Origin of the sequence: Pseudomonas pharyngis, from assembly GCF_021602345.1 — a bacterium.
GTDB classification, from domain to species: domain Bacteria; phylum Pseudomonadota; class Gammaproteobacteria; order Pseudomonadales; family Pseudomonadaceae; genus Aquipseudomonas; species Aquipseudomonas pharyngis.
Map to the genome: position 1 here is coordinate 1 of NZ_BQID01000017.1, position 23,666 is coordinate 23,666.

At 59.2% G+C, this 23,666-nt stretch carries 29 protein-coding genes; 13 read left to right on the forward strand and 16 right to left on the reverse strand.

The window, feature by feature from the left end; translation table 11 throughout:
• The 14 genes from L6D74_RS25675 to L6D74_RS25740 form a co-directional block, all read right to left on the reverse strand.
• Nucleotides 1-479 (reverse strand): hypothetical protein (locus L6D74_RS25675; protein WP_236190959.1); only part of this gene is annotated, 479 nt, incomplete at its 3' end.
• Nucleotides 476-796: a head-tail joining protein gene (locus L6D74_RS25680; RefSeq protein ID WP_236190960.1), complete on the reverse strand. Its 321-nt coding sequence runs from the start codon at nt 794-796 to the stop codon at nt 476-478. The genes L6D74_RS25680 and L6D74_RS25675, both read right to left, overlap by 4 nt.
• Nucleotides 797-798: 2 nt before the next feature.
• A complete protein-coding gene (locus L6D74_RS25685) occupies nt 799-1,794 on the reverse strand; it encodes a major capsid protein (protein ID WP_236190962.1) in 996 nt (331 codons plus the stop codon).
• Nucleotides 1,795-1,856: 62 nt separating this feature from the next.
• Complete coding sequence (locus tag L6D74_RS25690) at nt 1,857-2,201, reverse strand: head decoration protein (RefSeq protein WP_236190963.1); 345 nt, start codon at nt 2,199-2,201, stop codon at nt 1,857-1,859.
• Nucleotides 2,198-3,340, reverse strand: a complete 1,143-nt coding sequence (locus L6D74_RS25695; protein ID WP_236190965.1) for a head maturation protease, ClpP-related — start codon at nt 3,338-3,340, stop codon at nt 2,198-2,200. The genes L6D74_RS25690 and L6D74_RS25695 overlap by 4 nt, the downstream gene beginning before the upstream one ends.
• Nucleotides 3,337-4,821 carry a phage portal protein gene (locus tag L6D74_RS25700; protein ID WP_236190967.1) on the reverse strand — a complete coding sequence of 495 codons (1,485 nt, stop codon included), beginning with the start codon at nt 4,819-4,821 and terminating at the stop codon, nt 3,337-3,339. Before L6D74_RS25700 ends, L6D74_RS25695 begins: the two co-directional genes overlap by 4 nt.
• Complete coding sequence (locus L6D74_RS25705; RefSeq protein WP_134785639.1) at nt 4,821-5,027, reverse strand: phage head-tail joining protein; 207 nt, start codon at nt 5,025-5,027, stop codon at nt 4,821-4,823. Before L6D74_RS25705 ends, L6D74_RS25700 begins: the two co-directional genes overlap by 1 nt.
• 1 nt (nt 5,028) lies before the next feature.
• Nucleotides 5,029-7,056, reverse strand: a complete 2,028-nt coding sequence (locus L6D74_RS25710; RefSeq protein ID WP_236190969.1) for a phage terminase large subunit family protein — start codon at nt 7,054-7,056, stop codon at nt 5,029-5,031.
• A gap of 4 nt (nt 7,057-7,060) precedes the next feature.
• The gene (locus L6D74_RS25715) at nt 7,061-7,663 is read right to left on the reverse strand and encodes a terminase small subunit (RefSeq protein ID WP_236190970.1); all 603 of its coding nucleotides are present in this window, start codon (nt 7,661-7,663) and stop codon (nt 7,061-7,063) included.
• Nucleotides 7,664-7,829: 166 nt separating this feature from the next.
• Entirely contained in the window at nt 7,830-8,174 is a 345-nt protein-coding gene (locus L6D74_RS25720) for a phage holin family protein (RefSeq protein ID WP_119427028.1), read from the reverse strand.
• A 526-nt stretch (nt 8,175-8,700) separates the two neighbouring features.
• Nucleotides 8,701-9,060 carry a PA0613 family protein gene (locus L6D74_RS25725; protein ID WP_236190972.1) on the reverse strand — a complete coding sequence of 120 codons (360 nt, stop codon included), beginning with the start codon at nt 9,058-9,060 and terminating at the stop codon, nt 8,701-8,703.
• Nucleotides 9,053-11,269 (reverse strand): VapE domain-containing protein, encoded by a 2,217-nt coding sequence (locus tag L6D74_RS25730; protein ID WP_236190974.1) that lies wholly within the window; start codon nt 11,267-11,269, stop codon nt 9,053-9,055. The genes L6D74_RS25725 and L6D74_RS25730 overlap by 8 nt, the downstream gene beginning before the upstream one ends.
• A complete protein-coding gene (locus L6D74_RS25735; protein WP_236190975.1) occupies nt 11,259-11,486 on the reverse strand; it encodes a TraR/DksA family transcriptional regulator in 228 nt (75 codons plus the stop codon). The genes L6D74_RS25730 and L6D74_RS25735 overlap by 11 nt, the downstream gene beginning before the upstream one ends.
• Nucleotides 11,479-11,997 (reverse strand): phage regulatory CII family protein, encoded by a 519-nt coding sequence (locus L6D74_RS25740; RefSeq protein WP_236190976.1) that lies wholly within the window; start codon nt 11,995-11,997, stop codon nt 11,479-11,481. Before L6D74_RS25740 ends, L6D74_RS25735 begins: the two co-directional genes overlap by 8 nt.
• Nucleotides 11,998-12,659: 662 nt before the next feature.
• On the opposite strand from L6D74_RS25740, the gene L6D74_RS25745 reads away from it, so the two are divergent.
• Complete coding sequence (locus L6D74_RS25745; RefSeq protein WP_236190977.1) at nt 12,660-13,307, forward strand: LexA family protein; 648 nt, start codon at nt 12,660-12,662, stop codon at nt 13,305-13,307.
• Nucleotides 13,308-13,339: 32 nt separating this feature from the next.
• Here L6D74_RS25745 and L6D74_RS25750 read toward each other — a convergent pair whose 3' ends face one another.
• Nucleotides 13,340-14,641 (reverse strand): SIR2 family NAD-dependent protein deacylase, encoded by a 1,302-nt coding sequence (locus L6D74_RS25750; RefSeq protein ID WP_236190978.1) that lies wholly within the window; start codon nt 14,639-14,641, stop codon nt 13,340-13,342.
• Between the two features lie 347 nt (nt 14,642-14,988).
• On the opposite strand from L6D74_RS25750, the gene L6D74_RS25755 reads away from it, so the two are divergent.
• The 9 genes from L6D74_RS25755 to L6D74_RS25795 all read left to right on the forward strand — a co-directional run bounded on the left by L6D74_RS25755 (nt 14,989) and on the right by L6D74_RS25795 (nt 19,555).
• Complete coding sequence (locus L6D74_RS25755; protein WP_236190979.1) at nt 14,989-15,579, forward strand: hypothetical protein; 591 nt, start codon at nt 14,989-14,991, stop codon at nt 15,577-15,579.
• A 10-nt stretch (nt 15,580-15,589) separates the two neighbouring features.
• Nucleotides 15,590-15,874: a phage antirepressor KilAC domain-containing protein gene (locus L6D74_RS25760; protein ID WP_236190980.1), complete on the forward strand. Its 285-nt coding sequence runs from the start codon at nt 15,590-15,592 to the stop codon at nt 15,872-15,874.
• Nucleotides 15,875-15,899: 25 nt separating this feature from the next.
• Nucleotides 15,900-16,040, forward strand: coding sequence for a hypothetical protein (locus L6D74_RS25765; protein ID WP_169431171.1), 141 nt, complete (start codon nt 15,900-15,902; stop codon nt 16,038-16,040).
• Nucleotides 16,033-16,350, forward strand: coding sequence for a pyocin activator PrtN family protein (locus L6D74_RS25770; RefSeq protein ID WP_236190981.1), 318 nt, complete (start codon nt 16,033-16,035; stop codon nt 16,348-16,350). The genes L6D74_RS25765 and L6D74_RS25770 overlap by 8 nt, the downstream gene beginning before the upstream one ends.
• A gap of 57 nt (nt 16,351-16,407) precedes the next feature.
• The gene (locus L6D74_RS25775; protein WP_236190983.1) at nt 16,408-16,827 is read left to right on the forward strand and encodes a hypothetical protein; all 420 of its coding nucleotides are present in this window, start codon (nt 16,408-16,410) and stop codon (nt 16,825-16,827) included.
• Nucleotides 16,824-17,465 (forward strand): hypothetical protein, encoded by a 642-nt coding sequence (locus L6D74_RS25780; RefSeq protein ID WP_236190984.1) that lies wholly within the window; start codon nt 16,824-16,826, stop codon nt 17,463-17,465. Before L6D74_RS25775 ends, L6D74_RS25780 begins: the two co-directional genes overlap by 4 nt.
• Entirely contained in the window at nt 17,366-18,514 is a 1,149-nt protein-coding gene (locus L6D74_RS25785; RefSeq protein ID WP_236191021.1) for a tyrosine-type recombinase/integrase, read from the forward strand. Before L6D74_RS25780 ends, L6D74_RS25785 begins: the two co-directional genes overlap by 100 nt.
• 22 nt (nt 18,515-18,536) lie before the next feature.
• Nucleotides 18,537-19,082, forward strand: a complete 546-nt coding sequence (gene folE / locus L6D74_RS25790; protein WP_010456659.1) for a GTP cyclohydrolase I FolE — start codon at nt 18,537-18,539, stop codon at nt 19,080-19,082.
• 101 nt (nt 19,083-19,183) lie between these two features.
• Nucleotides 19,184-19,555 (forward strand): glutaredoxin family protein, encoded by a 372-nt coding sequence (locus L6D74_RS25795; protein WP_064594616.1) that lies wholly within the window; start codon nt 19,184-19,186, stop codon nt 19,553-19,555.
• A gap of 32 nt (nt 19,556-19,587) precedes the next feature.
• Here the strand turns inward: L6D74_RS25795 and L6D74_RS25800 are convergent, their stop codons facing one another.
• Complete coding sequence (locus L6D74_RS25800; protein WP_236190985.1) at nt 19,588-20,754, reverse strand: aminotransferase-like domain-containing protein; 1,167 nt, start codon at nt 20,752-20,754, stop codon at nt 19,588-19,590.
• Nucleotides 20,755-20,836: 82 nt separating this feature from the next.
• Between L6D74_RS25800 and L6D74_RS25805 the strand changes: the two genes are divergently transcribed.
• The 3 genes from L6D74_RS25805 to L6D74_RS25815 all read left to right on the forward strand — a co-directional run bounded on the left by L6D74_RS25805 (nt 20,837) and on the right by L6D74_RS25815 (nt 23,543).
• The gene (locus L6D74_RS25805) at nt 20,837-21,280 is read left to right on the forward strand and encodes a MarR family winged helix-turn-helix transcriptional regulator (protein WP_236190986.1); all 444 of its coding nucleotides are present in this window, start codon (nt 20,837-20,839) and stop codon (nt 21,278-21,280) included.
• Nucleotides 21,281-21,476: 196 nt separating this feature from the next.
• Nucleotides 21,477-22,826 (forward strand): NCS2 family permease, encoded by a 1,350-nt coding sequence (locus L6D74_RS25810; RefSeq protein ID WP_064594610.1) that lies wholly within the window; start codon nt 21,477-21,479, stop codon nt 22,824-22,826.
• An 87-nt stretch (nt 22,827-22,913) separates the two neighbouring features.
• Nucleotides 22,914-23,543, forward strand: coding sequence for a LysE family translocator (locus L6D74_RS25815; RefSeq protein WP_085649368.1), 630 nt, complete (start codon nt 22,914-22,916; stop codon nt 23,541-23,543).
• Nucleotides 23,544-23,666: the final 123 nt, after the last annotated feature.

A 23,666-nucleotide genomic window follows, 5' to 3' on the forward strand; every position in this document is an offset into this window, starting at 1 on the left:
GCCCCGCCCGCCCCGCTGACATCGCTGTCGGGGTAGTCACGGGCGTCGAAATGCTTGCTGGCTGTGCGGATCCAGACGTCCGCGCTGTTGCCGTAGACCTTCTTGAAGAACGCGCCCTGAAAGCGTCGACCGGCCACCGATACACCGGACCGACTCTGCCGAGGACGACCGATGCGACTGGCTTCCATGGCGTTGAGGCCAAACCAGAGTTTGCCGCTGTTGGCTCCCCCGCTGACCGGGTAGGCCCGCAGGCGCTGCCGCACTGCTGCCACGGCGATACGTTCCTGACGGCCGACAGCGCGGGCGATGTGTGTGGCGAGCCAACGCAGGGTTTTGTTGATGGCTCGGCGCTGAGCAGCGGCGGCAGCCTTGGGCACCAGGGCGGCGAAATCCTGAAAGGCTTTCAGGTCTGCCGCCGAGGTCTGCAGGGAGATCATCCCGCCGCCGGCCGAGGGCTTGAAGTATCTGCCGACACTCATGGTCGTTTCCTCAGGATCAAGGCGACAAGTCCGTCACCGCCCGGCTCCAGCTGCAGCAGGTCGTAGTCGCCGCCGCCGTCCAGCTCCGGCAGATCTACGCTCACCAGCAGCCCTTTTTTCAGGCCGTGCGAATCACGGACGCGGATTTCGAACTTCGGCTCGCGCAACGCCGTTTTGACGCTGCCCATCTTGGGTTGCATCCACGGTGCCGCGAACATGCCGAGCACCGGTTCGTCGTAGCCCTCGATCCGGGCCGTGTCGCCGAGGGTTTCGAACACCGTGTCGTCGAGGTCTTCCAGCAGCTCCCGGAAGGCCATGGTTACAGCTCCAGGAGAATCTGCGCCCGTGGTCGTGTGCACAGGTGCAGCGGATTGGACTGGGCTTCACCGGCCATGCCTTTCTTGAACGGCAACGGTTCGATCATGCTGTAGTACGGAATGCCTTGGGTGTTGACCGTTTCCATGTAGTCAGCCGGCGCAAACACCGAGATGTACAGATCCGGCACGCCTTCAGGGATCAGCAGCGCCTTGTCGTCATGCACGAACGACACACCGGCCACCTTGCCACGGTAGCGTTCCCAGATGATGCCGCCGAACTCAAAGCTTTCACGAGCATCACCGCGCAGGGCGGCTGCCTGCTGGCTGTTGAGGTAGGTCTCCTTGACGGACTTGTGAATGATCAGCTTGTTCCAAAAGTTCTTGCCGCAGAAGGCGCGAGCTCCGGTGCTTGTCACGCTACCGAGTGCATCTTCCTGCATGTCCAGGGCTTCACCGCATTTAACCCGCAGCTCAGTGCTCGGGTCTGCCAACCCCATCGGTAGCTTCTGACGCTGCACACCGAAGCGGTCATAGAGGTCCAGCAGGACCGTCGAGCCATCGGCGTCGAGGATCTGACCATTCAATGCGCCCATGCGCTGAAACTCGTGCGTGGCGTCCAACTGGCGCCGCGCCTTGGCCAACCGTGCATTGACTACGTCCTGCACCGCCTGCAGTTCAGTGCGGGTACCGAAGGCGCGGATGCCTTGAATCTCGTCGGCCTTGATGGTGAAGCGCTCCGGCAGGTGCACGGTGTTGAACGGGATCAGGTTGCGCTTGCTGCCTGCGACCACCAAGCCGGACGTGCCACGCTCACCCGCCGGCACCAGGGCCAGAGTGTCGCCGTCCTTTTCAATCTGCACGGTCAGAGTGGTGATGCCTTCCTCGCGGAACAGACCCAGCGCGCTGATGCGCCCCGGCAAGTAAGGCTGATCGTTGAGTGCAGCGGTCAGCGAATCGACGCTGAATGCTTCGTCGTCAAAAATGGCGATATCGGCCATGGGTAGTCTCCAGAAACGAAAAATCCCGCACACGGCGGGATGCTTACAAAAGAAGGATCGACTTAGCGGACGATCACGAAGTGAGTGGCGAGGGCTTTCTCGGCGGCCAGATCCAGGCCGGTCAGGTGTGCTTCGCTGACCTCGGCCAACCGCACCACGGCGCGACCGCGACGAACGACGTCCGATTCGCCGAGTGGGCCGTAGAGAATGGCGACGGCGTTTTCCGTGCCGTCTTCGGCGGTCGGGTTGTACGGGGCGAATTCACTGGTCGTAGCCACCAGGCCGAGGATTTGACCCGGCTCCAGCGCCGGACCAGCCGCAACATTGATTGCTTCTCGCGAGATGGTCCCGGCGCCCTCGGACAGCAGGAACTCACCTGCATGCATCGGTTCGCGTTTGATGGTCATGGTCTTGCTCCTTTAGAGGCTTGAGATTGAGCGGCCTGACGTGCCGCCCAGATCGACGGCGGATCGGGTTGTTTGGCTTGAATTTTGGGAGCCGGGTCTTCGTTCTGTGGCAGGCTGTTGTCGATCTCGAAGCCTCCGCCCTTCCCCACGACTTTGTCGAAGAGCCGCGCACGCACGGCGCTGGTATCCAGTCCGGCCTGCACAAACTCCACCGCAAACTCTGGCAGCCGGGCGGCAACACACAGATCGCGGATCGACTTGGCCTGGGTGATCGCTGCCTTCACGGTCGCCTCATCGACCAACTTGGTGGTGGCCAGCAGTGGCTCGATGAGGTTGCTCATTCCGCCTTGGTTACAGGACTTGCTGATCAGCAGAGCCAGCGCCGCCGCATCCGCACCAGGCTCCGGGGGTTGAGGATCGTCGATCACCGGCTCGGTCGGTTTCGCGGGCTCGTTGAGCAGATCCAGCAGCGCCTGGGGCGTGTGCTGGTATTTCTGCATCACCGTGCCCTGTCCCAGGCATGCTTTGATCTGTACGCCGTCGCCCACCTCATCGGCCAACCCGAGGGCCACCGCTTCGCGGGCCGTCAGCCAGGTCTCGGCATTGACCAGACGCCGCAGCTCGACTTCGTCGATGTTCGGCGCCTTGGCCTTGTAGGCCGTGATGATGAGCTCCAGCGCTTGATCCAGCGCGTTCGCCACCTTGCGCATGTCCTCGGCATCACCCGAGGCATACGTCCACGGGTTGTGGATCATCAGCGCGGCGTTTTCCGCGATGACCACGCGATGAGCGCCGCAGACTGCAACGCTCGCGGCACTGGCAGCTAGGGCATCAACCCGGCCAGTGCAGCGTTCGCCCAATCGCGACAAGGCGTTGTGAATAGCCAGACCATCAAACAGGTCGCCCCCGATGCTGTTGAAGGCTGCAACGACGGGCGACACGCCGTCATCAAGCGCCGCCAAATCACGCACAAACTGATTGGCGGTGATGCCCCAGGCACCGATCTCGCCGTAGACGTACACCTCGATTGTGCGTTGTTCGGCTTCACCGCTGGCCCGGAGGCTGTACCAGTGTTTGTCTTTCACGGGCAGCTGCCCGTCCAGTTTGTTGAAGATCCGTAGAGGAAACGGCGGTTTCATGGTTTCTCCTGGTCGTCAGGGTGGGTATCGACCTCGACGAGCGTTCGGTAATTGAGGCCCAGGTCGCGGGCACGTTGGGCGTCAGCCGCGTTCTCCGCGTCGACGGCTTCGGCGTCGTAGCCTGTGCGCAGGCACATCTCACTGCGCGAGGCGAATCCGGCGTTGACCTCCAGCATTCGCGCTTGCACGTCCTGTACTGGTTGGATGTAGGCCCAGCCTTGCGGCACCCAGCGAGTGCGCAGAAATTCGCGGCGGCGACTGGCGTAGTCCGGTAGGTCAATCACTCCAGCCAGCACGGCCATGTCCAGCCACGCGGCGCGTACCGGTCGACAGAGTTGGTGGATGTAGACGTTGAATTGCAGCTGTTCAAGGCGGCGCCGGAACTCGTTCAGCACCACTCGTAGCGCCCGGTCGTTGATGCCTTTCATGTCACCGGTGAGGATCTCGTAAGGCGTGTCGGTGCCGGCTGCTGCGGCCATCAGTTGCTGACGCATGAAGTCCGGGTAGTTGTTGCCGGCATCCGGTGGTTTGGAGAACTCGACCTCCTCACCGGCGCCCAGCTCCTGCATGGTGCCGGGCTCCAGCGCGACCATCGGCGTGAAGCCGTCGCGGTCGGCGGTGATCAACTGGCCGGTGACCGGGTCGCGAGGAACCTGGCCCATGTCCGGCGACGGACGTTTGATGAAACCAGCGAACAGGTTGGACACCTCTTGCCGGAACAGTACCGCGTCGTCGTAGTTGTCCAGGCTACGCAGTCGCTTGAGGACTGGTGACATGCGAGGCACGCCGCGTAGTTGACCCGGTTCCAGCGGTTCGAAGATGTGCAGCACCTGGCTGGCCGGTACACGCACCAGCTGGTTGTAGCCACTGTTGAGCGACGACGCGTCACGCGGGTGCGAGCGGTACATCCAATAGGCCACGCGCTTGCCGGCCGGGTTGAACTCGATCCCGGCGCGAATGATGTTGCCATCGCGAGTGGTTTCGAATTTGTCGTGCGGCACAAACTCCGGCGCCAGGGTCTGCAGCTGCAGCGGCACGACCAGTCCATCGTCGAGACTACGCGGACGCAATCGGACAAAGCACTCGCCCGCCGTTTCGACGGTGCGAGCCACCAGTGCCTGCTGCCCGTAGAAGTCGCAGAGGCCGTCTGCATCCGACTCGTCGGCCCAGTCGTCCCAAAGTTCCTGCAGCAGCGTTCGCAGTGCTTCGTCCTTGACCTTCGGGCGAGGCGTGATACCGGTGCCGATTAGGTTGCTGACACGCTTGTTGATCGCGTTGGCCGCATACGGGTCATTGCGTACCGCTGCCCGCGACCGGGCTCGCAGGTTGCGTAGCGCCGGGGTGTTGATGCTGTTGATGCCGTTATCGGAAGCATCCCAACTGGCCGAACGACGGCCCTCTCCGGCGCCTTCGTAGCTGGCCTTGATGTTCGATGGCAGCAAAAATCCGCTACGGGTCAGAGCCGGAAATTGTCGAGACATCAGATTCCCTTGCCTCCGTGACTGAGCCGCACGACCCGCGAGCGCGGAGCGGCAGCGCTGATTAGCGAACTGCGGATTTCTTCACGAGCGCGGAGCAGTTCGTCGACGTCGCGGTATTCCACCGTTCGGTCGCTGTAGCGCACGGTCTTTTCACCGCGTGCGATGGCGCGCTCGATAGCTTCGAGGTGTTTCTGGGTAAAGGACATATCAGCGTCTCTTCAGATAACCGCTGGTGGAACTGCGGCGTTGAGGGGGTGCGGCTGGGCGTGCCTGCACGACCGGCGCAGCAGGTGGTGGTGCCGCGACTTGAGCCTGTCGCACAGCAGCAGGTTCAGGTGTTTGGCCTCCATCAACGCGCTCACCCTGAACCGGTTTGACGCCAAGCGCGTCGTCGAACAGACCAGACTGGGCCAGTGCCTGACGCACCCGATCCCAGTCGTGTTCCTGGTAGCGATTGATGCCGAGGTAATGGGCCATGGCCAGGCAGTACACCATCAGGTCGAGCGCTTCGTTGCGCTCGGCCTTGCCCTTGACCCATTCGATGCGTTTGTGGCCGCGCACGTAGCGCACGACCTTGCGCTCGGCGACACACTGGACGAAGAACTCGTCCGGCAGGTCATTGGCAAAGTGCAGCGAGCCCGGGCCGTCCGGGAACGGATAGCGGTTGTAGATCCAATCCTTTGCCGTGTCGGTGCCGACGAACCAGAGCTCGGCGCCGTTGCGTTCGGTCTGGCCTTTCCAGGTCACGTCGACCAGGGACGGGCGCTGTGCAATGACCGGCCTACCCGGCTTGCTCGCGCCTTTGATGGCAAACACGTTGCGCCAACGACGCACACGGCAGAACTGATAGACCTCGTCGGTGTGGTGACCGCCGGAGTCGACGCCAACGGCAAGGATGCCCAAGCCGACGCCGCAAGGATGCCGGTAGCGAGCCTTGAGCTTTTCGTCCAGTACGGACCAGGTGCGCTCGTCGGCTGGATCGCCCCAGATGACCTGGTGATCGACCACCCAGCGCTCCATGCCGACGCCGAAACCCATCACCATCATTTCCAGGCGGTTGGCCTGAACGTCGACGGAACCGGTCAGCATCAGCACACCGGCCGGCATCGCGCCGAGGGTGTAGGTCTCCTGCCGCGCCCGGGCGATCAGCACTTCCGCCTTGGTCTGTTCAAGTGCGCTGTCCCAAACCTTGGCCAGACGGGTGTTGTAGAACACCTGCATCAGGCTTGTATCGCCTTGAGCCTGAGCCTTTTTTGCGTCCTCGAATTCTTCGGCGAGCGAGGCCCAGTCCATCCAGCCGGTGGGCGAGTAGAGTGAGTTGAGATGGAAGCCGACGGTCTTGCCGTCGCCGCTACCATGTGCGCGCCACTCGCCTCGGGCGAGCATGTCGCTCTTATGGTGCTCCTCGATCAGCACGTCGCACTCAGGGGCTGCGCATTGGTAATGGACGGTGCTGTAGTCCTTGCTGTAGAGCAGGCGTTCCCATTCCAGCACTTGCATATGGCCGCAGGTGGGACACGGCACGTAGTAGTAACGCTGGTCGCTGGACTCGAACAGGTCGGCAATCCGCGAGGCGCCCTTGATCGTCGGCGAGCTGGAGAAGTAGATCTTGGCGTTGCGACCGAAGTTGGTCGCCCGCGTCTCTGCCAGCTTGATGGGATCGCCCTCCTGGCCGACATCGTTCTCCCAACGGTCGACCTCGTCGCCGTAGATGTAGCGTGCCGACAGCTCCGACAGGTTGGCCGCAGAACCGGCGGTTGTGACGTACAGCGAGCCGCCCTCGAATTCCTTGGTATCCATCGTGTTGCGGGCATCCCGTGAGCGGGTGGCCGCAACCCGCTCGCGCAGAACGGGGGTGGCCTTGATGGTCTTGCTGATCCGCCCCGACACGCGCTTGGACAGGCCGAGGCTGGGCAGCAGCGCCAGGATGTTGGAGGGCGCCATGTGGATCAGGCCGCCCATCCAGTTCAGGGCGATCTGGGTTTTCATCAACTGCGAGGCCACCATGGTGACCACGCGTCTGCAGGGGTGAGCCGGCGACAGGCAACGCATGGGCTCGCGGGCATAAGGCGTCCGTGAGGTGCGGTACTGGCCGGGCTCTGGGGCGCCGGTGTCTCGCGGGATCCGCATGTACTCGTCGGCCCATTGATCGATCCAGAGATCAGGATCGGGGCGCAGTCCACGGAAATAAGCCTCACGGTACACCTCTGCACCGTCAGGAAATTCCGTGTGCATGGGTTCAGTCCGTTGTCATGGCGTGTTCAAGGTCGGCTGATGAGAGGCGCTCGGCCTCTTCCAGCGTTCGACGGAAGGTGGCCGTCAGGTGTTTTTCGATCAGCCAGGGATCGGTCATGGCCGCGAGATCGTGGGACAGTTGCGGCAGCGGGCCGAACAGTTGGTCGCGCAGCAAGCGGCCGGCGTTGTAGGCACCTGTCTCGACTGCCTCTTTGGAGACCAGTGAGCCTTGTGCTTTGCCCAACTCGATCTCGGCCAGCTTGGCCATGTTGTGTTCGCGCAGGGCGCGGGCTTTCTGGAAGTCGGGAAGCTTGCCTTCGCCGGTAAGCACCTGCGGCGGCGCAGCCGTGGAAGTCGGCTCGGTCGTGGGGGAAAGTTGGCTGTAAACGTCGCGCTGAATCCGGTCTTGTTGGTGCCGGTCAACGACGGCGGTTTTACTTGGGTCAGCGGTGTCGCGAATCAACGCTTCGCTGGCCTGCACGTCCACTAGTTTTCCGTTTGGCGACAGCACCAGTCGGTTGTTGTTTTTCAACCAGGTGATGTAACTCGGTGCCCTGCCGATCCGCGCCGCGAAGGCGCTTTTCGACAGGTAGGTTGGTTCTGTCATAAGCCCTCCTTTCAACGGCTTTTCAATGCAGACCTTTCAATTTCAATGGATTGAATTTCAGTAAGCTGGGGGCGCTCCCGCTAACACTTTCCCGCGGGTTTCCGACCCCGTACCCCCCGAAATTCGCCAGGGTCCCCGGCGGTTTTCGGCGTCCCAGATCGGTGCATCACCCCTGCTCGCCCCCGGCTGGCGGGACTTCGCAGACGCCCAGCCGCTTGGCAGCCCAGCGTTCGTACAACCCGATGGCCACATCGGCACCGGCCATTGCCGTCAGGCAACCCAAGGCGCCCGCCGTCCAGAGCGTCATGCCGGCTGCGATCATCAGCATCATCGCCGACACCCCGCAGACAATGCAGGCCCCGGACCGAAGCGCGAGGCGGCGCAACAATGCCCAGCCCCGCGCCCCATCCTTGTCGGCCCGCCACATCTCCCCCGATACGCCGCCGACCAGGGCCAGGACGATCACTAACCAGATCGGCATCTCTGCCAGCGCTTGTTGCTCGTTTGTCATCGCCAACCCCTAAACGCAAAAACCCGGCGCAATGGCCGGGTTTGGTGGTGTGGTGCCTGCCGCTCTCTGCGGTCGCACCTATCGAAGATGACTACTTTTTACAGGTCGATTCCGGTGGCAGCAACCCCGGTTTAATGCCACCCGGCGAATAAGTGGGTAACACCGGGTGAACGCCTAGCGAATGTCGGCGAATATCCCACCCCGGCATGCTGCTGTTTCGGCGGCGTCCCATCTGTCCCACTTTTCAGAATCGAAGTGGGACGCCTGAAAGCGCCTAAATTCGGGGCTTCGCCCCACTGTCCTACTTTGATTTCTCCTTTCTCGTGTAAGGAAGAATCTTAAAGAACACGCGTGCGCGCGAAACGCGCGTATTGCTGCCCGCTACGCTTACACGGGCGGGAGGCACTTTGTAGCGGGACGGTGGGACAACCCAACAACGACAAGGCCCGCACCTGTCCCACTGCATCGAAACGCAGCGGGACAAGACGGGCCAGTGGGACAGCAACAGCCGGACGAATGCCTGGGGTCACGCAGCAATCCCCATCATCACCCCGAAGATCTGCAGGTGTGCGTCATGCAGACGCTGGTAGTACGTATCGCGGCCGCAACCGCAGTGTGCGTAACGCGAGCGCATATCAACATCGAGCATGCAGTAATGCTCCCGCACAACCGTCACCAGCTCGGGCGCCAGATGCTTGGTCACGATCAGCTCGATGTCGAGAGAACTCTCCAGCGGCGCACGAAAGGCCCGCCGTCCACGGATAAGTTGCCCATTGCTCTCCATCATCATGGCAACCATGTTCCCCCCAGCAAGCCCCCCTTTCGAATGTTCGGAATGCAGCTCCTGCGCCCACAACCGAAGCAGCGAATCGATCTCCTTAATCAAAGCAAGGCTCCTCAATCGGTTCCCGCTTCAACGCCGAAGCACCGCCCCAACCTGCCGGTTTCTTGTAAGCCCACGGCCGCTGGCCACTCTTCACCAACGGAGGCATCCGAACACGGCGCCATCCCAACCGATGCATGATCGCCCCGACGCGCATCTGCTCAGGCTTGCCCCAATGCCCAAAGTCCAACTTCAACGCACTGCTCAGCACTTCGCTACCGGTGGTGGTCTCGCCGATCTGCGACTCTTCCAGCCAGGTCAGAATTGGCCCTTCCCACTCGTCCACCACAAAGCGCTCGTCCTGCTCCTCGCCGAACATCGCCGCCTCATCCAGCGTCACCCACCAAAGGTCGCCCGCGTCGTAACAGAACACTGCCTCAGCCCACAGCTGATCGCGGATCGAACGCAACAGCTCCAGATCCACCTTGGTACACGCCACCGGCCAATAACGGCGGTTACCGGTCGCGTCCTTCAGGTACTCGTCCTGGTTCGTCGTACCCACAAACACACACTGACGCGGCACGTCCATCGTGCGACGGCCGTAACTCTCACGGTAGGTATCGGTGGACGCCGAGAAAAACTGCTTGGCCTTGGTACTCTCGGCCTTGTTGAAGCTGTCCAACTCGCCCAGCTCGACGATCCACTTACCCCGTATCGCCTGAAAGCCGTCCTTGTCGCCCAGGGCGAACGGCGTATCCATGAACCACTCGCCGCCGAGAATGCTCATCGCCGTCGACTTACCGGCGCCCTGCGCACCCTCAAGAATCATCACCGAGTCAGCCTTGCAGCCCGGCTTCATCACCCGCGCCACGGCCGACAACATCCAGCGCTTGCCGACCTTGCTCGAGTAATCGGTGGCCTTCACGCCCATGACATCCGTGAGCCAGCTTTCCAGGCGCGGCACGCGATCCCACTCAAGCTTGCGCAGATACTGCCGCACCGGATGAAACGCATGGTCATGCGCAACCACACTCACCGCCTCGATCACATGCGACGCCTTGACCCGCAAGTTGTACTGCTGCGCGAGCCACTTCATCACCCGCACATCATCGATGTCCGCCCAATCGCCCGTGCCGCCGCCGTACGGCGCCGCACGCAGCTTCACGATCTTCGAACTGAACGCGCTGTAACTGATCACCCCGGCCCAACGTTCATCGTTGGCCAGGATCAACTCGACATTCTGCATGTGCGCGATCAACGCCCCGCTCTCGCTTCGAGCCAGCATGTCTTTCCAGCCACCAGCGGCCGGCGGCTTGACCACCGCCAGTACCTGACGACGCACCGCTTCCAAACCTTCGGCAACATGCAGGTCATTGAAGTCGGTCCACTTGATCTCCCGTTCACCGGAAAAGATCGGCGCAACCACCTGGCCACCGACGATCAGCGCCGCGTTGTTGGCCTTCTCTTCACCAGGGTTCCAGGCATCGCCGTTCGGTTTCGTAGTCTTCCAGTCATCGTCCCGGCAGATGATCAGCGGGCAGCCGGCGAAGCGCTCACGCATCGCCTTGCACACCACCAGCAAGTTGCCGGCGTCAAACGCGATGGCCACGGTCAGCGACGTCGCCATATGCAGGCTTGCGCCCGTGGCGTAGCCCTCACACACCAACACCGGCTCACCCGGATCCGGATGCGGACCGATCAGGTGAAAAGCGCCCTCCTTCGACATCCCATAGGGCCAATACGTCTTGTCGCGACCGGTGTCTTCTTGTTTGGTTGGGTACACCACCTGCAGGCCGACGATCTCGTCGCGCACGTTGCACATCGGCACCAGGAATGCACCAGTTCGCGGGGCATACCGAACACCGATACCGACGATCTGCTTACGATCCAGATAATCGCTACGGCCCTTCTCCGGCATGCGCTTGAACATGCCCGCCGCTCGCTTGGCTGCACGACGTGCCGCACTGGCCGCAATCTCTGCAGCGCGGCGCTTGGCCTCCTCCTGCCGAGCGCGCATGACCTCACGCTCTTCCGGCGACATCCGCCCGGCCTTGACCTTGATCTTCTGCGACTCACCTGAACGCCAGTCACCGAACGCGCCGAAAATCAGCGTCTCGCCCTTCTCTGTGCGATGCTCATGGGCGATGTACCAGCCGTTCTTCTCCTTGCCCTTGTCCTGCGCCGTCTTGCACCGGGTGAGCTTACCGAACACCAATGGCTGCGCAGGCTCAAGCCCATAGTCGGCGAATTGCCCTAGTACCTCATCCAGCATGGCGAGCCCCCTTCAGTTCCTCGACTGAGAGGCATCCCACGCATTGTGTGCAGCCGGGCGACGCTAAACGACGAGCCTCCGAGATCGGGTCATCACACGTTTCACAGTACAGAAACGAATGCGCCGCCAAAGCGGGCTTGGCGGCGTTGCGTGCAGCGAGCGCTTGATCGATACGCTCTTGCACCAGGTCATTAGCGAAGTCAGCGATATCAGCCACGATCAACACCCCGCGTCGTCTGGTTGACATACGTGGCGCGGTTGAACATCCCCAGCAAGCCCTGAATCCCACGAAACACCTGCAGGCGAATCGCGGCCAGTTCCTCATCAGTGACGACACCGTCACCAATGCTCTTGGCCCAGGTGTCCGCCAGATCCGCCACCTCGCGAAAGTATTTCGCGATACCGGTGGTCAACGTCTCGGGCATGTCATTGGTGTACGCCTCGGCCAGCTCCTGCCAGGTCGTGTCACCGACCAGCGCATGCACCGCATCCAGAATGCGGCGATCCTTGGTCAACTCCAGAATCTCACCGAACTCTTGGATGTTCACCGTGTGGCTGGGATGGGTCGGGGAAAGCTTGTGCTGCAGCGTGGTCGCATTTCGGCCGGTGGTGGCGGCGATAGCAGCGGCGCCGCCGGGGTAGTCCCGGGCAGCATGGTAAAGCGCAAGATCGAGCGGCAAAACTTCCCGCTGCGCCCGGTCTCGAGAGCTCAGAATGATACGGCTCATGGCATTAATCCTTGTAAGTTGCCAGTGCCGCGCGGCATGCAGTGGTGATACATTTGCCGCGTGGCTTGAAAGGGCCCAAACGCCGGCTAGATCTTCGGGATCGATACCGGCACCGTGCCGGGGCGAACAATCCGTTGTTCCCCCCTGGCGCAACAGCTGCCCAATCTGTGGTGGAAAAGGCAGCAACACCAAGGCTTCCGAGCCTTGGAAAAGCGCGATAAAGAGAGGTGGTTGCATGTGGTGTGCCCGCCTACCTTTATCGCGACCCGACAGCGCTGTGGTGGTGCGTGTCGGGAGGAACTGGGCGGCCTTTGGGTCGCCTTTTTTCTATCTACGCCGCATTGCTAAGTGGCGGAGCTTCAGTAACTCCGAAATGTTCCAACACTTCACCAAGAGAAACGCGTCCCTCACTCTCGCGAGCCAGTGATTTGATTAATGAAATGCTGGGGTCTTTGCTTGCATATTTAATGTGAAGACGCAGATAGCTCACGGCAATGCCGCATCGCATTGCGTATGCCTTTTGGCCGCTAAGGTCCAGGTTGTGAATGTATTCGCGAAGCCTCATATGTACCTCCCTAGCCTCAATATTAACCCTGCGGGTTATTTTTATCAATACCTATAAGGACATTCACCTTATAGGTTAATCTGCTCAGAATCCAGTCATGAAAATTTCCGATACCCGCCTAAAAAATTTCCGACGCGTCCTAGCAGACAAAAAGCTAAGACTGACCGACATCGCAGATTTGCTAGGGAAGGCGCCGGCTCAAGTCAGCGCTTTCGGTGGGAAAAATCCGACCAAGGGCATCGGCGACCAAATTGCTAGAGAGATTGAAAAAGCCTTGAATTTGCACCAGGGCTACCTTGATATGCCCTTTGGTCTAGGGGAGTTTAACAACGCGACGGTATTGACCATGACCGGCCGAAAGCTGCCAGTAATAGGTGCTATCGCGGCTGGCGCTTGGTGCGAAATGAATGGAGAGATTGAACCCATAGAAGCCGAGGAATGGATTGATGCGCCCGGCCCAGTAGGCCCCAATGCATTCATACTACGTGTTGAAGGAATAAGCATGGAGCCTAAATTCTTTGAAGGCGATAAAATTGTTATCGATCCTTCACTTGAAGCTCTGCCAGGCCACTTCGTAGTAGCAAAAAGAACTAGCGACGAAGCAGCCACGCTTAAGCAATTAAAGAAAGAAGGCAACGAGCACTATCTTTATGCTCTTAATCCCGATTGGCCAGAAAGAATAATTCGACTAACAGAAGACTGGAGCATTTGCGGACGTGCGCGCTGGAAGATTTCCGATTTGTAATGAAACCAAAGAGCCTCCCACCGAGTTAAATATCACTGATTCACTACTGCCATCGCCGGAGGCCATAGCATAAGGTTGTTAAAAATATGTCTTTTGATCATTGACCTATTAGATGCAATGACGGAATTCCATCCAGTATTCCAGCAGGCAAACGCGTCCCACGAATATCCATAAAGAAATGTATTAGTCATATTAGCCATAGAAGACTGGACTGCCGACAAATAAAGACCCTCAATCGAGGTGCCCTTTATTTCCAGAATACCTCCTAAATAAACCAACCACTTTGCCATATGCGTGTACTGATCCCACGCACCACTGACAGAACTCAACACTTGCTTCGTTTGAATAATTCTACCAATACTATTTACCACTGCCGGGGTATTAATACTAACTCCAACGGCGGAAAAAGACGAAACTATCTCGTAAAATGAGTTCTCTGCCTGAAGATATGCGGGTGTGTACTCTTGGCCGTCATATAATATTTTCCGAATATTTTCCAATGAGGGTTGAGTACACCGTGCCGCGACAGGCATGTACAGGTTGAGCCTGAAGAAAAAATCATGGACTTGCAAAGAATCCAAGACTCGGATTCCATAACAGTGATAATAGTAATCCTTGACGTATTGACTTACAGCAGACCTTGATACTAAAAAAATGTTAGAGCTAATTACATGCGCTTTAGAAAAACCCTTATATTCATTGATTATCGCCTTGAGATTGGTATCTCCGAGTGAATAGCCCAAAATAACAACTGTATTCTCGTGCAGCACCGTACTAAGTTTTCTTGAGAAATACGATTCACTATTTAAAAAGCGAAAATAATCCTCAGAAGTCACAACCATATTACCTGGTGAAACTACAGAACCATGGACATGATATATGCGCACTCTTGCATCAGAGCGAGGTACCGGAAGCCCAGGCGCCAAAGATTGCCAACCATTCCCAGACAACCCCTCAAGAAGAAGATCATAATTAGTTGTAACCACATCTACATAGTTATTAGACATGAAGTTACTAATTATAGAGTTATTACCCACCAACACCAATGATTTAATTATTTCAGAAATTTCAAAATGAATACTTTTATCAACTTTTACCAACTCTAAGGCTATAACCTGAGCTGCTTCCTCTAAACTTAGAGGATTCGTTCCTGAAACTGGAAAAAGCGCTTGCTTCAACGAAACTGGATCAGCTGTTGAATTACATACAAGCTCTAAGAGCTCTTGCCAACTTGGAGCAGAGTTCCCCGTCACTGATTTTGAGAATCCCGTCCCTGTAAAAAAACACAGTCTCTTTGAAGCAGCAGCATAGGCAATCTCAAAATATTCGCTCACAAACCGCTCCATAGTCAGAAGTGAGTTAAAGAAACCAAACCCTACTGGTGACCAATTGCCATCAATCCCAGTGCGGGAGAGCTTATCAAGCATTTCAATAAAGTGAAGCTTGACAAAAATTAACCTTAAAGGTTAATTTTTTGTTTCCTCTCCACCACAGAGCGAAACAAACCAATGCACACCAAAGCAACCCTGCACGTCCACCCGGCCGCTGCTGATCCCTTCCGAATCTTCGAAATCCGCCGCTTAGCGCGCGAGAGCGGCTGCTCATTTGTCACCAGCAAACCGAAACAGCTCGCACGTCCCGCCCCCACCCCATTCGATCCGAATGGCGGAGGGCATGCTGCATGATCAAGTACAAAATCGACAACCGCACCCTGCAGTTGCTCAACGCCCAGGTCAACCTGACCGAGACCTTCAACCACGTCCTCCGAACAGCGCCCAAGCGTGAGTGCCTGGCGTTCCGTCTCAAGGTCGAACGCGGTACAACGGAGAGCACCTTCGTCGTCGAGCTGGGCAGCGAACGCCACACGCTGACCCTGCAGAACGACAAAAAAACGCACCTCAAGCTGGCCGACTTTATCGAAGAGATTGCCAACGGCCCGTTCGATGCAAGCAACACCAGCGACCTGGTGCACCGCCCGCATGCCAGCCGTGAATATGGCCGCTTCGAAGTCTCCGACAAGCAACGCGTGTTCGAGCTGGTCCGCACCGGCGGCGTGCTGAGCCTCGATATGGGCTTCGATTACCCCCTGCAAGTCGCGGTGCATCGCACGCAATCGCGCTCAGGTGTCACCACCATCCTGAGCATCGGCAACAAAAGCCCGCACACCCGCTGCTTCACCGCCTACGGCACCGATGTCGAGATCTACGGCAAGGTCACCGAGTCCATCAACCACCTCGCTGCAGCGGCCACCCCAGCCGCGCACGCGGCATGAGGAGGGCGCCATGGAACGCACCCTCGCCCAAGCCGCAACCCAACTCGGCCTCACTCGGCCAAAACTCATCGCTCGCATGCGGGAAAAAGGCCTGCTGAACGAGAGGAACCTACCGGCCTACCCCAACCGCGACCGCGATTACCTGCGCATCAAGGACGGCCAGTGGTACCACGACCAGCTCGGCATGCAGTACAGCCAGTCGACCAGGGTGAAACAACCCGGCATCCGCTGGCTGGCCGAACAGTTGGGCATCGACCTGCCTGCCATCCCGGCAGACAACCGTGACGTGGCCTAGGGAATACGCCCGCCAGATCATCGCCATGCGGACACGAGAGGAGCGCAACGCCGCGCTCCTCGAAGTGCCCGAACATCTGCGCGAGCTGACCAGAACCCACTGCCTGAACGCCTGGAACCACCCGGCCCGAAAACAACGCAAGGAGGCCCAACAGAGCCATGAGTAACACAGCCCAAAATCCGCTACGCCTACACCCGGCACCGGAGTCAGCCACCGTCGAGCTGCTCTTTCGCACCTTCGGCGACGTTCTGATCCCGCTAGACAGAGTTCGCGAACGCTACTTTCGCAACCTCAACGAGCAATCATTCGCGGCCGAAATCAGCAGCGGCCGCATCCAGCTCCCCATCACCACGCTGGACACCAGCCGCAAGGCACCGAAGTACGCCCACATCCGCCACGTCGCCTCCCTGATCGACATCCGCGCCTACAAGGCCGACGAAGACATGCAGCGGCAACAGGACGACAGCAACGAGTAACCACCAAAACCGAATGGCTGCCACCACCAGCCAATGACATCACCAGGAGCACACCACATGACTGCAATTCCGATCTGCGCACTCATCGCCCTGATCACCCTGGCCGGGTTATTAGTCTGGGCCGGCTACTTCATGGGCCACAGCGACGGCATGGTCGCCGGCATGAAAGAAAGCGACGACATCCAGCGCGCCGAAAGCGCCAAGACCATTCGCGAATTAAGGGCATCCCTCGACTTCATCAGGGCCGACCACGCCCACCTAGCCCAATTCAGCAAACGCCTTCAGCAAGCGCTGGCACTCGGCGAACCCGAACGCCAGACGCTGCTCGACATCGCCGAAAAGCTCCGCATTGCCGCCGAGACATTCGCCGCCTTCCGCACCGGCAAAAAACTCGAACGCGAGACCAGAGCCCTGCGCGACCAAGCACTGGCCATGGCAGACCTTCTGCAGGTTGCAAATGAGGGAGAAGCCGCATGAACGGCACACTCTCCTACTTCGGACCGACGCATTACCGGATCTCAGAGCAAGGCGGCGAGCAATCTCGTGTACGAGCACGATTATCGACCGCGTTGCTCTGCGACAGCACGCGCGTCGACACTCAAGAAATAAAAAGTCTCTGCTGCGCAGCAGCAGGCATTAGTGCTTTTCCTCAAGCCGCTACCGAGGCACTTCCCCCCCAAGAAAAGCTGCGCCGGGCAGCGGCACCCAATGCAACGCTGACCGCTCAGCAACGCCCGCCCGCGCAGCTTGCTGAGGGGTATACGCCCGTTGATGACGATGCAGACTCATCGCTCCCGACCTATCACCTGGACAAGATTCCAGAAGACAAGATGGCCGAGTTGGTTGGTACCACCCGCCGGGCGTTACAAGGTAAACGCGCCAGAGGCGTTATCCCCAAAGGTGTCTGGAACACCATCGACAGCCGCATTTACTACAGCATTAGGAGATACGAGGCATGGCTAGAAAGCCAATGGGATTGCCCACCGGAGTTGAATTTGCTGGACAGTCCGTCCGCATTCGCTTCACCTGGAACGGGCAACGCCGTTGCGAAACCCTCCCCTATCCCCAAACGCCAAAGGGGATTAAGGCTGCCGCCGACCTACGCGCTAACGTAACCAGCCTGATCAAGCATGGCGTATTGGATGATCAGCGCTACGCCGAACTGTTCCCCAACTCCACCTATGCCAACTACTCGGCGACTCCCCGTTTCGGGGAGTATGCCCAAGAGTGGCTCAACAGCAGGGAGATCGTGGCCGGGACACGCAAGAACTACCTCGGCTCGCTCAATCTGTACTGGATGCCGTATCTGGCAATGCTCCCCATCGACGGCATCACGTCAGTGATGCTGCGCAAGGTAGTAGCCAATACCGAATGGCCGACGCCGGGCGTAAAGCGCGCGGCGATCCAGCGCCTGACCACGGTGTTTGGTACTGCAGTGAAGGACGGGCTGATAAACCGTAACCCGGTGGAGTCCATCGAGCTGCCGGTGAAGGCCAAGAAACCCATCGATCCTTTCACGGTCGGTGAGGCCAACCAGATCATCGAACACCTGTACAAGACGCTGACCCATTCGATGCGGATCTACGCGGCGTACTTCGAGTTCGCCTTCTACACCGGCATGCGCCCCAGCGAGATCGCAGCGCTGCGCTGGGAAGAGGTCGATAAGGAAAAGCGACTCGTCAACGTGTGTCGGATCGTCGCGGACTATAAGATCGAGGAACGCACCAAAACCCGGAACGTGCGCCAGGTCATGCTCAATAGCCGCGCGCTGCACGCCCTCGATGAGGCCGAGCTGGAGGCGCAACAACGCGCTTTGCAGAGCCGCCGCAAACGCGCCGAATCGCCCTACGTGTTCCCGCCGACGAAGAACTTTGAGTTCATTCAACAATCGAGTGTGACCGACAAACACTTCCAGGCTGCACTTACCGAATTGGGGATTCGCGCCCGCCGGCAATACAACTGCCGACACACATACGCTACCATGTGCCTCATGGCGGGTATGAACCCTGCGTTTATTGCCACTCAGCTTGGTCATAGCGTTCAGATGTTGCTATCGACTTACGCCCGATGGATAAACTCCAGCACTGACTGGGGTGAACTCGGTAAGCTCGAAAACAGCTTGATTGGTACAAAATTGGTACAGACAGAAACAGTACCCCTCTGAAACCCTTATGGAATCAGCCCCTGTGACACTGGAACAGAACTACACCGCGATTCTCGGCCAACTGGGCGAGGACGTCTCCCGCGAGGGCCTGCTCGACACGCCAAAGCGTGCCGCCAAAGCCATGCAGTACCTCTGCCGCGGTTATGAACAGACGCTCGAAGAGGTCACCAACGGTGCCCTGTTCAGCTCCGACAACAGCGAAATGGTGCTGGTCAAGGACATCGAGCTCTACTCGTTGTGCGAACACCACCTGCTGCCGTTCATCGGCAAGGCCCACGTCGCGTACATCCCGAGCGGCAAAGTGCTGGGCCTGTCGAAGGTCGCGCGGATCGTCGATATGTACGCCCGCCGCCTGCAGATTCAGGAAAACCTCAGCCGCCAGATCGCCGATGCGGTCCAGCAAGTCACCGGCGCGCTGGGCGTGGCCGTGGTGATCGAGGCCAAGCACATGTGCATGATGATGCGCGGTGTGGAGAAACAGAATTCGTCGATGATCACTTCGGTGATGCTCGGTGAGTTCCGTGAAAACGCGGCGACCCGCAGCGAGTTTCTCAGCCTGATCAAGTAATGCGTGACAGAAAAAACCGGCGTTGATCGCCGGTTTTTTTTCGTCCGTGAAAAATCGGGTAAGCTGCGCGCCTTCTTCAATCTCCCTGTGAGGCTTGTAACGTGTTCGTCAAAGCGCTTCGTGTCGGCCTCGGCCAACTGATCATTTTCGTGGACTTTCTGACCCGCCCGGGCAAGAAGCAGCGCCCCGCCGCTGCCCAGGCTCAGGTTGATGCCGCCGCCAGGAACCTGACCCTGTATCAGTTCCACGCCTGCCCGTTCTGCGTGAAGACCCGCCGCAGCCTGCGTCGCCTGAACGTTCCGGTGGCCCTGAAGGATGCGAAAAACAACGAGCAGGATCGTCAGACCCTGCTGGAACAGGGCGGCAAGATCAAAGTGCCGTGCCTGCGCATCGAAGAGAACGGCCAGACCACCTGGATGTATGAGTCCAACACCATCATCGAGTATCTGAACCAGCGGTTCGCCGCAGTCTGAATCAAAAAAAACCGGCCTGATGGCCGGTTTTTTTATGCCGCCTGTGCGGCCTGTGCCTGGCGCACCACCGCTGCCAGGCGTTTGAGCCCTTCGTCCAGTCGAGCCGGATCGATGTGACTGAAGTTCAGGCGCAGATGCCCGGGGTTGCGATCCGGATCGGGGAAGAACGGTTCGCCGGGCATGAACGCCACATCATTGGCCAGCGCGGTGTTCAGCAATGTGCGAGTGTCCAGCGGTTGCTTCAGGGTCAGCCAGAAAAACAGCCCGCCCTGCGGCGTGTTCCAGTCCGCCAGATCGGCGAAATGGGTTTCCAGCGCCGCTTGAAAGGCGTCGCGGCGCTGACGATAGAAGCTGCGCAATTCACTCAAGTGCTGCTGATACTGCTCACTGCCGATCCACTGCAACGCCTGCCATTGACCGATGCGATTGGTGTGCAGATCCGCCGATTGCTTGAGTTTGAGCAGGTGCGGGAACAGGTCCGGGCTGGCAATCAGGTAGCCGACGCGCAGGCCTGGCAGCAGGGTTTTCGACACGGTGCCGGTGTAGATCCAGCTGGATTTCTTGAGGCGCCCGGCAATCGGTTGAGCGCTGCCGCCGTCGAAGGTCAGTTCGCGGTAAGGCTCGTCTTCGATCAGGGTCACGCCGAATTCGTCGAGCAATGTCGCAACGGCTTCGCGCTTGGCTTCGCTGTAGCGCACGGCCGATGGGTTCTGGAAGGTCGGAATCAAATAGATGAACGCCGGGCGGTGCTGCTCCAGACGCTGGCGCAACTGTGCGAGGTTCGGGCCATCAGCCTCCAGCGGCACGGTCAGGCAATCGGCGCCGAACAGCTGAAAAATCTGCAAGGCCGCCAGATAGGTCGGTGCTTCGAGCAGGATTTCGGTGCCCTTGTCGATGTACAGCTTGGCCGCCAGGTCCAGAGTCTGCTGGGAACCACTGACTACCAGCACCTGACTCGCCTCACACGGTAAACCCAACGCCCTCGCCTCTGCCGCCAGCGCTTCGCGCAGTGCCGGCTCACCTTCACTCATGCCGTACTGGCCGAGAGAAACTGGCATCTCAGCCCACTCGACCTTCGGCAACATGGCTTCGGCCGGTAAACCACCTGCGAATGACATGACCTCCGGGCGCTGAGCCGCAGCAAGGATTTCACGGATCAGAGAACTTTTAAGGCGCGAGACACGTTCGGAAAAAGCCATGGAAGTCACCGCTAGCGAGGCATGGGAAAAATGAGTCAAACTTGTTGACTGAAATTACGACACCTCACCCGGAAACGTCAACATGCTTGACCTTAAAAACTGCGCCAGCCAACAACAGGCCATGGAAGCCTTCTTCTTCGGTTATCAGGCGTTCACCGCCAAGGCTGACGAAATGCTCGAGCGTCGCGGCCTGTCCCGAGTGCATCAACGCATTGTGTTTTTCATAGCTCGCTATCCGAACCTGAGCGTCAAGGAGTTGCTCGCGCTGCTCGGCGTCAGCAAGCAGGCGCTGAACATGCCGTTGCGGCAATTGCAGGAAATGCACCTGGTGAACAGCGTCGCGTCCGAGACCGATAAACGTAAACGCCTGCTGGAGCTGACCGCCGAAGGTGCGAAATTTGAGCAGGCGCTGCGTCGTGAACAGGTGAAATTGCTCGAGCGCGTCTTTGCCGAAGCCGGCGAAACGGCGGTCAACGGCTGGCTGACGGTGAATCTGGCGCTGGGAACCAATCGCCCGGCCGAGTGATATAGCTCGATCACCAGTCTTTTCGTCTACAAAACCAAAAACAATATTTGCTTTATTTGTACACAAAAGCATAATCCACAGCGTGCGAGTTCCTGACTACACGGTCAACAAATTCGCGTATGCCTCAAAGGACCGCTGCCACCCCTCATGGGTCCGGTCCTGGAAATAACAATAAAACTCTTGAGGAGTACTCGCTGTGGAAAGCCGCAAATCCGAAGCATCGACGCTGGAACTCTCGCCGCCGTTACGCACTGGCCTGCTTGAGCGCATCTTCAAACTCAGCTTGCATGGCACCACGGTGAAGACCGAGCTGATTGCCGGTCTGACAACCTTCATCACCATGGCCTACATCATCTTCGTCAATCCGAACATCATGGCCGATGCCGGGATCGATCACGGTGCCGCCTTCGTCGCCACCTGTATCGCCGCCGCGCTGGGCTGCCTGCTGATGGGCCTCTACGCCAACTGGCCGGTGGGCCTGGCGCCGGGCATGGGTCTCAACGCTTTCTTCACCTACACCGTGGTCGGCACCATGGGCTACAACTGGGAAACCGCGCTCGGTGCGGTGTTCGTCTCGGGCGTGCTGTTCATGATCCTGACCTTTTCGCGGATTCGCGAATGGCTGCTCAACAGCATTCCGGTCAGCCTGCGCTATGCGATGGGTGCCGGCGTGGGTCTGTTCCTCGGGCTGATCGGCCTGAAAACCGCCGGCATCGTCGTCGATAGCCCGGCCACCCTGATCAAGCTCGGCTCGCTGCGTGAACCCGGTCCGCTACTTGCCGCCATCTGCTTCCTGATGATCGCGATCCTCAGCTATCACAAAGTGTTCGGCGCAATCCTCATCAGCATCATCACCGTGACACTGGCCGGTTGGGGAATTGGTCTGGTGCACTACGAGGGCATCATGTCCGCGCCGCCAAGCCTGGCGCCAACCTTCATGGCCATGAATGTCGCCGGCGTATTCAACGTCAGCATGATCAGCGTGGTGCTGGCCTTCCTGTTCGTGCACATGTTCGACACCGCCGGCACCCTGATGGGCGTCGCCCAGCGCGCTAACCTGGTGAACCCTGACGGGCGCATCGAAAACCTGTCCCGCGCCATGAAAGCCGACTCCGCCTCCAGCGTATTCGGCGCGGTAGTTGGTGTCCCTCCCGTCACCAGCTACGTGGAAAGTGCAGCCGGTGTGGCCGCTGGTGGTCGGACTGGTCTTACCGCCGTCACCGTGGGTGTGCTATTTATAGCCGCGATGTTCTTTGCACCGCTGGCCGGCATGATTCCCGCCTATGCCACCGCTGGCGCGCTGATTTATGTAGCGATGCTGATGATGGGCGGCATGGCGCACATCGAATGGGACGAAGCGACCGACAGCATTCCGGCGATCGTCACCGCGATCATGATGCCGCTGACCTTCTCGGTCGCCGACGGTATCGCGCTGGGCTTCATTACCTATGTCGCGCTGAAGGCCGGCACCGGTAAATACAAGGAAATCTCCGTCAGCCTGTGGGTGCTCTGCGCGATCTTCATCGCCAAGTTCATCTTCCTGTAAGCACTACGCGGTTCATGCTTCAAAACAGCCTCACCTCACCGGGTGGGGCTTTTGCACATTCTCGATAACGATAAAAAGGAGCACATGATGAGTCTGGAAACCTGGCTGCTGTTCAGCGGCGCTGCGCTGGTGGTGATCCTGATTCCGGGGCCACTGTCGTTGCTGATGATCAGCAACAGTCTGAATTACGGTCTACGCCGTTCCTACCCGGCCTTTCTGGGTGGCGTGAGTGCATCGATCTGCCTGCTCAGCGCTTCGGCTCTGGGCCTGGGTGCCCTGCTGCTGGCATCGGAAAAGCTGTTCAGCGCATTGAAGATCGTCGGCGCCCTGTACCTGTTCTACCTCGCCTGGCAGAGCTGGCAGCAATCGCGTCAGCCATCGGTCGGGGCCGAAGTCCCGAATGCAGCGCCGGCTCCACGCTTTCGCGCGCTGTTCGGTCGAGCCTTTGTACTGGGTGCAAGCAATCCAAAAGACATCCTGTTCTTTGCCGCCTTCCTGCCGCAGTTCCTTAATGCCGAGCAGCCATTTCTGCAACAACTGCTGGTGATGATCGCGACCTGGACGGTGCTTGATCTGTTGTGCAAGCTGACCTACGGCCTCGGCGCCCACGGCGCGGCGCGTTACCTGCGCAGCGGCAAGGGCCAGAGCTGGTTCAACCGCATCAGCGCCGGATTGTTTGGTGGCGCAGGGGCGGCATCGTTGCTGAGCAGCCACTGACCCCGGCACACCGGCTGACACCTGGAAACATCTGTTTCGGTGCGTAGACATATCTACCGCATTTCGCCGAGTCGATTCATTGAACATCCAGCCTCTCCCGTCCGGAGAGACATGAATCGACTC